The organism is Kordiimonas aestuarii (genome assembly GCF_025574465.1).
Lineage (GTDB): Bacteria > Pseudomonadota > Alphaproteobacteria > Sphingomonadales > Kordiimonadaceae > Kordiimonas > Kordiimonas aestuarii.
Window position 1 is genome coordinate 1 of record NZ_JAOBPP010000001.1, and the last position, 10,362, is coordinate 10,362.

At 54.9% G+C, this 10,362-nt stretch carries 10 protein-coding genes; 4 read left to right on the forward strand and 6 right to left on the reverse strand.

Annotated elements, in window-relative coordinates; all coding sequences use genetic code 11:
• Positions 1 to 775 (reverse strand): IS5 family transposase gene (locus tag OEU85_RS00005; protein ID WP_262689381.1). Its coding sequence is split into 2 segments (ribosomal slippage), with 776 coding nucleotides annotated over them: positions 1 to 460 and positions 460 to 775; the frame shifts between segments, so codons are not numbered across the junction. This gene is flagged as partial in the annotation.
• Between the two features lie 152 nt (positions 776 to 927).
• On the opposite strand from OEU85_RS00005, the gene OEU85_RS00010 reads away from it, so the two are divergent.
• Positions 928 to 1,470, forward strand: a complete 543-nt coding sequence (locus OEU85_RS00010; protein ID WP_262689382.1) for a hypothetical protein — start codon at positions 928 to 930, stop codon at positions 1,468 to 1,470.
• On the opposite strand, the gene creD is transcribed toward OEU85_RS00010, so the two are convergent.
• The 3 genes from creD to OEU85_RS00025 all read right to left on the reverse strand — a co-directional run bounded on the left by creD (position 1,467) and on the right by OEU85_RS00025 (position 5,562).
• The gene (gene creD, locus OEU85_RS00015) at positions 1,467 to 2,816 is read right to left on the reverse strand and encodes a cell envelope integrity protein CreD (protein ID WP_262689383.1); all 1,350 of its coding nucleotides are present in this window, start codon (positions 2,814 to 2,816) and stop codon (positions 1,467 to 1,469) included. The two genes, OEU85_RS00010 and creD, sit on opposite strands and share 4 nt — an antisense overlap.
• A 72-nt stretch (positions 2,817 to 2,888) precedes the next feature.
• Positions 2,889 to 3,434, reverse strand: coding sequence for a cytochrome b (locus OEU85_RS00020; protein ID WP_262689384.1), 546 nt, complete (start codon positions 3,432 to 3,434; stop codon positions 2,889 to 2,891).
• Positions 3,435 to 3,465: 31 nt separating this feature from the next.
• Positions 3,466 to 5,562 carry a TonB-dependent hemoglobin/transferrin/lactoferrin family receptor gene (locus OEU85_RS00025; RefSeq protein WP_262689385.1) on the reverse strand — a complete coding sequence of 699 codons (2,097 nt, stop codon included), beginning with the start codon at positions 5,560 to 5,562 and terminating at the stop codon, positions 3,466 to 3,468.
• Between the two features lie 147 nt (positions 5,563 to 5,709).
• On the opposite strand from OEU85_RS00025, the gene OEU85_RS00030 reads away from it, so the two are divergent.
• Together OEU85_RS00030 and rimO are read left to right on the forward strand one after the other, a co-directional pair.
• Positions 5,710 to 6,795, forward strand: a complete 1,086-nt coding sequence (locus OEU85_RS00030) for a DUF6607 family protein (RefSeq protein ID WP_262689386.1) — start codon at positions 5,710 to 5,712, stop codon at positions 6,793 to 6,795.
• A 125-nt stretch (positions 6,796 to 6,920) separates the two neighbouring features.
• Entirely contained in the window at positions 6,921 to 8,279 is a 1,359-nt protein-coding gene (gene rimO / locus OEU85_RS00035; RefSeq protein WP_262689387.1) for a 30S ribosomal protein S12 methylthiotransferase RimO, read from the forward strand.
• 18 nt (positions 8,280 to 8,297) lie between these two features.
• Here rimO and OEU85_RS00040 read toward each other — a convergent pair whose 3' ends face one another.
• Positions 8,298 to 9,047, reverse strand: a complete 750-nt coding sequence (locus OEU85_RS00040) for a substrate-binding periplasmic protein (RefSeq protein ID WP_262689388.1) — start codon at positions 9,045 to 9,047, stop codon at positions 8,298 to 8,300.
• A 100-nt stretch (positions 9,048 to 9,147) separates the two neighbouring features.
• Positions 9,148 to 9,483 carry a type 2 periplasmic-binding domain-containing protein gene (locus OEU85_RS00045; RefSeq protein ID WP_262689389.1) on the reverse strand — a complete coding sequence of 112 codons (336 nt, stop codon included), beginning with the start codon at positions 9,481 to 9,483 and terminating at the stop codon, positions 9,148 to 9,150.
• A gap of 104 nt (positions 9,484 to 9,587) precedes the next feature.
• Here OEU85_RS00045 and OEU85_RS00050 point away from each other — a divergent pair.
• Positions 9,588 to 10,362 (forward strand): IS5 family transposase gene (locus tag OEU85_RS00050; protein ID WP_262689381.1). Its coding sequence is split into 2 segments (ribosomal slippage), with 776 coding nucleotides annotated over them: positions 9,588 to 9,903 and positions 9,903 to 10,362; the frame shifts between segments, so codons are not numbered across the junction. This gene is flagged as partial in the annotation.

Consider the following 10,362-nt stretch of genomic DNA (forward strand, 5'->3'; position numbering starts at 1 on the left):
TAGGTCGTAGACTCATAATTTTTCAACCAGATACAGACTGAAGCCAGTTTTACAGCGGCGAGGAAATTCTCCGGGTTTTTGTCATAGCGCGTTGCAATGCCCCGATAGTGCTTGAGCTTATTGAAGAAACGCTCGACGAGATTACGGTGTCGGTACAGCCATTTACTGAAGGTAAAGGACTGCTTGCGGTTGGCTTTTGGCGGAATATTGGCCCAAGCTCTGCGCGCTGTGGTGAAGGCACGAAGCGCGTCGGTATCATAGGCTTTGTCAGCGAGCAAGATCGCTTCCTCCTTGATGTCCTCAATCAGATCAAGGGCCGGTTTGCTGTCGTGGGTCTGTCCAGCAGTCAGCGAAAGCCTGATCGGCAGACCATCCGCATCGACGAGGGCGTGGATTTTGGTGGTCAGTCCACCCCGGGAACGGCCCATGCAGCCATCGTCCTGATCCCCCTTTTTGCCGTGGCCCCTTGTTGATGCACACGGACACAGCTGCTGTCGATCATAATGATGTCACCGTCATGGGCTTTGCTCACCGCCTCGAACAGTCGGTCCCACACCCCGGCCTTGCGCCAGCGGACAAACCGGTTGTAGCAGGTGGTGTAGGGACCATATCTTTCGGGAATGTCTGCCCACGGCGTTCCCGCCCGAAAGCGCCACAAGATGCCGTTGATCACCCGGCGGTCATCCACCCTAGGCACCCCGCGCGGCTTGTTCGGCAGCAAAGGCTCTATGATCGACCATTCATAATCTGTCAGTTCATACCGGCGGCGGCGCATCAAAACCTCCTCAATGATTTGAGAAGCGTTGAATCATATCTTCGCCTGTTTGGGAATCCCTTTTATGAGTTTACGGCCTAGTACACTAATTCTTGCCTATAGCCTTGGTTGCGGCTAGCAAAGAATGAGACCACCGGCTGGGGGAATACTACATGCTAGGCGCCATCATTAATTATGCCATTTATGGCAGCATGTTATTTTGCTTTGGTATTTTACTCTACAAACTATGGGATCGTGTACAGAGTGATAAGGCAACCGCCAAAATTCGCTCGCCAGAATGGCTAGAGCAAATTGAGCACGATGAAGAAACCGCGCCACCAACGTTCAGCCAACAAGAGATATATACATTTTCGCAGCGGTATATTTCCGTTATCCGCTCTGTGTTCGCCAGCCCAACACCAAGTAAGCTACAACAACTGAACGGCCTACTCGCGGCATCACAAAACCTCAGCGATCAATTGTGGAAAGATATGTCAGTCCGTTTGACCCAAGCACACTTGAGCTATCCGCTGGAGTACGCGGCTTTGATTGAAACAGTTGCAAGCTGCTCAAACAATCCGATTCAGCAATATGCTGCATATCGGCTCGCAACTAGCTTCCCCGATGGGGCGAACAAGTTTTCTCATCTGGCAAAATCCATAGCTGCATCGCCGCTGACCCAAGCCGCGATGGCTCGCGCTAGAAAGCTCGCCTAGGCCTTATCGCCCGGCGCGCTGTTTTTATACCAGTCCACATTGCGGGTGAGATACATCGCCACGGCGAGTGCCACGAACATGAGCGTCGTACCGGCAAGAAGCGCAAAGTCTTCCATGTTCAGGACCCCATACAGGAAGCCGAGAAGCGCGGTTTGCGTGAGGCATATGCCCACCGTCCAGCTGCGTGATTTGGTGACCGAGCAGGCATATGCCGTGACGAGCCCCACGATCAACGTTGAGGAGACAATATAGGCCATTGTGAAGGCCATGTGTTCCGCCAGCGATAAAAGCCCCATGAAAAACAGGCAAAGCGCGAGGCCGATAAGAATATATTGCACCGGGTGCACCTTGCTGCCCGACACCACCTCAAACAGATAGATCACAGCAAACGTCAGCAAAACAAAAAGCGAGCCGTATTTTACGCTGCGGTCGGTGAGGCTGTACGTGTTGACAGGGTCAATGAAATTGACTGTCACGGTGTTCATCACCGGCAAGGGCGCACCGTCCGACAGCACAGGCCCTATACCTTGCGCAAGCCTGAGCGTTTGCCAGCGCGCGTCAAAGCCATCTTTGCTCACCGTGCGGCTGATAGGCGAAAAACGACCATGAAAACCTGGGGAAGGCCACGCGGAAGAAAGCTGGATATCGCTTGTGGTACCCGATGGCCAGATATTGAGGGCACGCATACCGCGCAGCGAAAAACTGCCTTCGGCTGCGAAGGACCTGCCAGGCGCGAGGTCCGCAGCCTGCACATGCACACCGCTTGGGTTATGCTCAAGCCCCGTTGCAGGTTTAATGGTGGTGTCCTTGCCGTCCACCGTCATAACAATATCACCCTGCAGGCCTTGCAGGTCATCGAGGAACAGACTGACGGTTGCCTTGCCCCATTCAAGCGTGTCCGTGTCGATGTCCGGGATGGTGAAGGTGCCGGTCATGGTGAGGTTGGCGGTATAGACGTTGCTGCTATAGAGCCCAAGGCGGCGGCTTTCCACATCGATAACACCCCCAACCGTGAGCCTGTCAGGCAGGAGGACAAGCTGTCGCCTGAGCGTTACCAGTTCACCGGTCTTGCGGATTTTCTCAACGGCCTCATAAGGCACCACCAGCATGGGGCCGCCGACGATCTGTTCATGGCCCCAGACCTCGCCGATTTTCATGTCGGCTTCACGGGCGCGGCCAGACCGTTCGTTCACGAGGCTGCCAATCATCGACAGCGGGATCAGCATGATCAGTAGCATGAGCCCGATCAGGACCGATTTCACGCCGTAGCCATTGAGGAACTGCATGAAGCGACTGTTTTCGCTACCCATATCGCTATGCACCTGATTGTCGCCTGTGTCACTCATGATCGTCTCTCCCGCCAGTATGCGAGTGAGTGAACCGAAAAATCAAGGCAGTTTCAAGGCTTTGGTGAGAAACTAGCCGTCTACCGACGGCCCCATGCGCGCAAGTGTTCCGTCCTTGAGGACAAAGGTGTGATAGATGACCCCAATGATGTGAAGCCCCACAAACCCCGCGAGCACATACCAACTGTAAACGTGGATTTCTTCAAAAAGATGGTGCAGGTCCATGTCACGCTCAAACCACGTGGGGATGATGGTAACGCCGAAAAAGTCGACATTCCAGCCCACGGTCAGGAGCGTAAAAATGCCCGCGCCAATCAAAAGGAAGATCAATAGATACAGTGCAAGGTGTGCACAGTGCGCCACCTTCCTGAGCATTGCAGTCGTACCTTCAACGGGTTCGACCCGCGCGCCCGCTGCCCGCACACCAAGCCGCAAAAGCATGAACGCGAGGATCAGGAGGCCGAAGGAAGCATGAAGGCGAAGAAGCTCGGATTTGTCATCACCGCGCGGCATATCCGAAAAGACAAGCCCCAGTACACTTTGCCCGAGCAGCAAGGCCGCCAGCAGCCAGTGCAATATCTTGGCCGGTGCGCCGTAAGCAGTTTTTGTATTCCTCATATCATTGCCTCCCTCTGGCGACCGGACCGGCCTAGAAAGAGCCTGTCCAACTGATGCGCGCTTTCATGTTGCGGCCCGGGTCAACCACGCCAGCGAACACCGTCTGCGCTTCTGTGTCGAACACATTGTCAACACCAAGGTCAACGCGCAAGCCTTTGAACGCCTCATCCGGCTGCCAGACAAGGAACAGGTCCAGCGTCTCATAGCCAGGACGCTCGTCCGCCGGGTCATTCACCTTATCGAAGCGGCTGGCGATATTCATCCGCGCGCCCAAGCGGCTGTCAAGCGACGGCATTTTCACCTCGCCCGACATGTAAATCCGGTTTGGCGACAGGATGCCGACATAGTCCCCGGTATCTTTATCCTTGCCGTCCACTGAGCTATACGATGCCATGAGGCGGAACCATTCGCTGTCATACATACCTTCAAGCTCAAAGCCCTTCAGCTCTGCCCGCCCCGTGTTGATATTGCGGCTGGTCCCCGCGTTGCAGGTGCCCGGCATACCCGGAACAAAACACGGTAGCGAAAACTCAAAGTTCACTTCAAGGTCGATAAGGTCCGTGACGTCAGAATTGAAGTAGGCCCCCTTGAAGGTGAAGCGGTCACCTGTGGAGAATAGATCAGTAAAATCAACCCCCGCACCAAACTCCCATGTTTTTGAGCGTTCGGGCCTCAGGTCCGCGTTCGGGATGAAGAAATTTGGCGCCTCAACGCCCGGCCCCAGCGGGATGACAAAGTGCAGGTCGTCCGCGAAAATCTCGTTATAGGACGGGGCGCGGAAGGCTTCGCTATAACTACCGAAGATCATGAACTCATCCACCGGGCTCCAGCTCGCGGCAAATTTGGGCGATGTTTTGCCCTCGGATGTTTCCACATCTACGCCAACCGCGCTGTTTTTGAATTTGTCATAGCGTACGCCGGGGATAAGGATGATCTCGCCCAATGCGGTATCCGCCACCAGTTCGCCCTGAATGAACAAGCCAAGGGTTTTGGCGGTAGCATCCGGCACACCACCACGGGTGCCATCGGGTGTTGCCGTGTCAGTGCCCGCCTGCTCATCGCGGTAATATTCGCCGCCGTAGGTGAGGGTAAAATTACTATTCTGGCTGAATTCGAACCGGCTGCGGTTATCAAAGCTTACCCCCACGGTTTCCACGTCGCGGTTGATCACCCGGTCGCTGTCAAGGTCGCTTTCCTTCACGTTTGCCTTGTTCACATACCCAACAAAGGCAAAGTTGACCAGGTTGCTTTCGGGGTTAAAGTCAAGTCCTGTGCGGAAAGTATCGCTGACGATGTCCTTTTCCATCAGGTCGCCGGTATTGTTGCCAAGGCCGTTATTCGGTTCAACCGCGTCGTTCCTGTAACCAAGCCAACTGCCGGAAAGCTTGAGCGCGTCGGTCACCTGATAGCTAGCCTTGACGATGCCCGAGGCAATGCTGTCGTCAGCCTGCAAGCTATTGCCATCACCCAGCGCGATATCATCGGAGTTACGAAAACTGAGGCTGGCAACAGTGTCAAACTTGCCGTCTCCGCTGCGGCCGAAGACGGTCGCACCATAAAGCCATTCTTCGTTCACATCCTGATAGCCGCCGCTGAGGCGGTAGCCTGCGTTGCTACCTTCCTGCAACAGATCAGCAGCATCAACCGTGTTGAGCGAGATAACCCCGCCCACAGCGCCCGAACCATAAAGCGACGAGCCACCACCCCGCACAACCTCAGCTGATTTCAGGAGGTCTGGCTCAATAAAGAAACGGCCGTCATGGCCAGAAAGGAAGCTTTGACGCACACCGTCAAACAGCACCACCACACCTTCACCCGCCATACCTCGGATAGCAGGCGTCTGTCCGTTGCGGCGCGGACCACCGTCAAAGATGAGGCCAGGCACGGAAGCAAATACGTCAGAGATGTTTGACGCCATCAGGTCATCAATCTCATCTTTTGAAACCACGCTCACCGATGAGGGAGTCGAGAAAGCCTCAACCGGATTCTTGGTCGCGCTGACAGTAATCTCTGTGATATCTGCGGGTGCCTCTGCCGACGCAGGCACCGTTGCGATGATAGAGACACCCAGCATCAGTGTCATAAGGCTGGAAGATGAGAGCTGCTTTGTATTTCGCTTCCCGGTCATGGCGTTTCCTTGTGCACCGCGCAGGTGTCTATATTGTTATTGCAAATGATTCTTAGAATCGTTATCAGCGTTCTTAAGCAATATGCTTTTACATTGCAAGTAAGAATCATTATTATAAATTACAGTGACACTGGGTTAGGAAAGACGATGAAACCGACACTGATCAAATCGAGCCTTAAACTGGGTGCCGTCCTATGCACGGCCTTCATGCTGGCCGCATGTAACACCACCAGCCAAAGCAGCGTGTCCATGGTAGCCGCACAAGCAGATACAGCCCCCACCACCACCGCCGAGAAGTTTGAGGCTGACCGGAAAGCCATCCTCGCCATGGCTGGGGACTATAAGGTCAAGTTCGACTTTCAGGAGACCGTTTCCTTCAAGAAAGGGTACGAGCCCAAGGAGCGCTACGTCACCGGCGCACATGAGATGGTGCGCGTTATTGATGACACCGGTGAGTTTATCAGCCTGCAGCATATCCTTGTTGTCGGGGATGGTGATGAGGTGCCTTTCATGCCAATCAAGCACTGGCGGCAGGACTGGCAGTTTCAACCAACCGAGATTATGGACTTTGTTGGGGCCAATACATGGGTAAAGCGCGACGTCAGCCTGGCTGAGCGCGCCGGAAAATGGTCACAAACGGTGTATCAGGTTGACGACGCGCCACGGTATGCCGCTGTTGCCGCGTGGGATCACTCAAGCGGTGCAGCCGTTTGGACTTCACCAAAAAGCTGGCGCCCCCTACCGCGTCGTGACGCCACAAAACGCGATGACTATCACGCCATTGCGGCCGTCAATCGTCACGCCATTACACCAAACGGCTGGGTACACGAGCAGGACAACGCTAAACTCGTGCTGGGTGGGGAACAACCGGCGCTCTTGGTGCACGAAATCGGGGTGAACACTTATGAGAAGTTCGACGGCTTCAAAACCGAAATCGGCACCGAATATTGGGCCAAGACCAAGGGCTACTGGAAAGCAATCCGCGATGAGTGGAATGATATCTTTGCTGCAAATACCCGCGTGGGGCTGACCATTCAAGGCGAACCAGCGGAGCTGTACATGCAGATCCTTGGCATCGCCACCGATGTTGAAGACGGCAAGAAGACGGACGAGGAAGCCGCGAGCGAGGCGATTGCCGTGTTGCAATCCTACATCACAACCAACCCGGCATCGGTGCGCGAACGCCTGCATGATGGCGAGACCACCGAAAGCAGCGAAGCTTATAGCCGCTGACATCGGCCAATAAAAACCCTGTAATGGGGAGCCGGATCGTGGCTCCCCTTCCTGGGTCGCCTCTTAACCGGCTTACCGCGTTTCTCGCTGGCTTTTTACGCTTTCCAGCTGTATAAGCCGCGCGCATGAGCACACACGCAAACCATACGTCCAAAGTCGGCTTTGTCTCCCTCGGATGCCCCAAGGCACTGGTAGACAGCGAACGCATCCTCACCAAACTTCGGTCCGAGGGTTATGAAATCTCGCCTGAATATCAGGGAGCCGATGTCGTAGTGGTCAACACCTGCGGTTTCATTGATAGCGCGAAGGAGGAAAGTTTCTCCGCTATCAAGGAAGCCATGGCTGAGAACGGCAAGGTTATCGTGACCGGTTGTCTGGGCGTGGACGAAGGCGCGGTGCGCGAAGTTGTGCCGGGCGTTCTGGCCGTTACCGGCCCGCACCAGTATGAACAGGTGGTCGGCGAGGTGCACAAGGCCGCGCCCCAACCCCATGACCCATACGTGCATCTGGTACCGGAGGCGGGACTGCGTCTCACGCCGCGCCACTATAGCTACCTCAAGATTTCCGAAGGCTGCAACCACCGCTGTAAATTCTGCATTATCCCCAGCTTGCGCGGTGATCTTGTCTCCCGTCCCATCCGCGCGGTGTTGCGCGAGGCGGAAAAGCTGGTCGAAGCCGGTACGCAGGAACTTCTGGTCATCAGCCAGGATACGTCAGCCTACGGCCTTGACCTCAGGCACCAGTCAGAAAAGTGGAAAGACCGCGAGGTCCGTGCCCATATGACAGACCTCGCCCGCGAACTGGGTGAGCTCGATGTCTGGGTGAGGATGCATTACGTCTATCCCTACCCACATGTGGACGACATCATGCCCCTGATGGCTGAGGGCAAGATTCTGCCGTACCTTGATATACCGTTCCAGCACGCTAGCCCAACAGTGCTTCGTGCCATGCGGCGCCCCGCCAACGAGGCAAAGGTGCTTGAGCGCATCGCGAACTGGCGTAAAATTGTGCCCGAGATTGTGTTGCGGTCCACTTTCATCGTCGGCTTCCCCGGCGAAACAGATGAAGATTTTGATTACCTGCTCGACTGGATGCGTGAGGCACGCCTCGACCGCGTTGGGTGCTTCAAATACGAACCTGTTGAGGGCGCTGCTGCCAACGCGCTGGCAAACCCGGTGCCCGAGGAACTGAAACAGGAACGTTGGGAACGCTTCATGGCGGTCCAGCAGGAAATCTCGGCCGTAAAGCTGAAGGAGCGAGTTGGCCTCGAGATGGCTGTGTTGATTGATGAGGTCACCGAAGACGGTGCCACCGGCCGTACCTATGCCGATGCGCCAGAAATTGACGGACAAGTGCACCTCAAAGGCGCGTCGGAGCTGGGCGAAGGCGATATGGTCATGGCCCTGATCACTGAAAGTGACGACTATGACCTGCACGGCCACGTGGTTGCCGGTGAAGATGGGGATGATGACTGGGACTGGTAAGCCGTCACAGTTACTTTTTCAGTCTCTCGTTTGAGACGCCTCAACCAACTCGTAAAGACCATTGTTATGAAGGTGTTGGTAACTCTCGCGAACCTTGTGGCGCAGTTCCTCGGGCACCTGCAAACCGCTGGCAAGGTAAAACCCGACCTTCCCACCAATGCGCAGGGTTGGCCTCGTTACATCGGGACGAAACCCTTCAGCCTGCCGCAGGCGATGGTTGACTGCCGTGTCACTGATATAAAGATCTGCCCGGCCAGCCACAACCATACGGAAATCCCCTGTCTCACTGTCTGATATCTGCGTGACGTTTTTTTCGGGAATTCCGGTCCAGCTCAGCAAATCACATGTGAGGTCACCAGAGACACATGCCGCTGTAAAAACGCCCGCTCTCACTGCCTCACTCGTGACAAGACGGTATTCATCCGCGCGGGCATACAGGTAGAAGTTTGAATCCGCCAATGGCACCAGCCAGTCAAACTGTACCTCCCGTGCAGGGGTACGCGTGATGGTATAAATGAAAGCATTTTCCTGCGTGGTGGCATATAGCATGGCCCGACTCCATGGTACCAACTTGATGGTATAACCAAGCCCAGATGCATCAAGCACCTGCCGCACTTTTTCAGTGGCCAGCCCCGCAACCCTGCCGTCAGTGTCAGTATAGTTATAGGGGGGATAATCTTCAGTATAGACGATAAGGTCTGCCGCCTGAGCGACTGCAAGGAAAGGTGAACCAAACAAAGTTGCCAGCAATATCAGCCAGTTTTTCATTTTCTTACACGCCCAAAGCCAATAGAATTGCCGCTTTTCAGGTACTGCGGTAAAAAGAGTTCTCAAGAATGTTAACAGAAGCCCCGTCAAGGCACCTAATCTATTTTAGGTTTTGCATGTCCATGATCAGCATCTCGTAGTCGCCGGATTTCACGAGACGGGCATAAGCGCGCTGAACCCTGTTTCTGAGAGCCGCATCTACCTGCAGGCCTGCCGCGAAGTAAAACCCGCCACGATTTTCAATCAACATTGCAGATTGCATGGTTTCGGATGGCAAGCCTGCTTCCCGCAGCTGGATCGCGTTAAAGTGTTTGTCATTTACATAGGCATCTGCCCGTTTTGCGTTGACCATATTCACAAGAGGATAGCCATGATTTGGCACCGGGATAATTTTATCGGCCGGGAAACCGATGCGCGCGAGAAATTCGCATGACAAGCTGCGAACCAGACAAACTCCTGTTAGGCCGTAAACTCATAAAAGGGATTCCCAAACAGGCGAAGATATGATTCAACGCTTCTCAAATCATTGAGGAGGTTTTGATGCGCCGCCGCCGGTATGAACTGACAGATTATGAATGGTCGATCATAGAGCCTTTGCTGCCGAACAAGCCGCGCGGGGTGCCTAGGGTGGATGACCGCCGGGTGATCAACGGCATCTTGTGGCGCTTTCGGGCGGGAACGCCGTGGGCAGACATTCCCGAAAGATATGGTCCCTACACCACCTGCTACAACCGGTTTGTCCGCTGGCGCAAGGCCGGGGTGTGGGACCGACTGTTCGAGGCGGTGAGCAAAGCCCATGACGGTGACATCATTATGATCGACAGCAGCTGTGTCCGTGTGCATCAACAAGGGGCCACGGCAAAAAGGGGGATCAGGACGATGGCTGCATGGGCCGTTCCCGGGGTGGACTGACCACCAAAATCCACGCCCTCGTCGATGCGGATGGTCTGCCGATCAGGCTTTCGCTGACTGCTGGACAGACCCACGACAGCAAACCGGCCCTTGATCTGATTGAGGACATCAAGGAGGAAGCGATCTTGCTCGCTGACAAAGCCTATGATACCGACGCGCTTCGTGCCTTCACCACAGCGCGCAGAGCTTGGGCCAATATTCCGCCAAAAGCCAACCGCAAGCAGTCCTTTACCTTCAGTAAATGGCTGTACCGACACCGTAATCTCGTCGAGCGTTTCTTCAATAAGCTCAAGCACTATCGGGGCATTGCAACGCGCTATGACAAAAACCCGGAGAATTTCCTCGCCGCTGTAAAACTGGCTTCAGTCTGTATCTGGTTGAAAAATTATGAGTCTACGACCTA

What these genes read in the sequence shown, in the direction of transcription:
- rimO (WP_262689387.1), top strand. Translation starts at nt 6,921, where the DNA reads ATGAGCACACACGCAAACCATACGTCCAAAGTCGGCTTTGTCTCCCTC.
- creD (WP_262689383.1), bottom strand. Translation starts at nt 2,816, where the DNA reads ATGAGTGACACAGGCGACAATCAGGTGCATAGCGATATGGGTAGCGAA.
- OEU85_RS00030 (WP_262689386.1), top strand. Translation starts at nt 5,710, where the DNA reads ATGAAACCGACACTGATCAAATCGAGCCTTAAACTGGGTGCCGTCCTA.
- OEU85_RS00025 (WP_262689385.1), bottom strand. Translation starts at nt 5,562, where the DNA reads ATGACCGGGAAGCGAAATACAAAGCAGCTCTCATCTTCCAGCCTTATG.
- OEU85_RS00040 (WP_262689388.1), bottom strand. Translation starts at nt 9,047, where the DNA reads ATGAAAAACTGGCTGATATTGCTGGCAACTTTGTTTGGTTCACCTTTC.
- OEU85_RS00010 (WP_262689382.1), top strand. Translation starts at nt 928, where the DNA reads ATGCTAGGCGCCATCATTAATTATGCCATTTATGGCAGCATGTTATTT.
- OEU85_RS00020 (WP_262689384.1), bottom strand. Translation starts at nt 3,434, where the DNA reads ATGAGGAATACAAAAACTGCTTACGGCGCACCGGCCAAGATATTGCAC.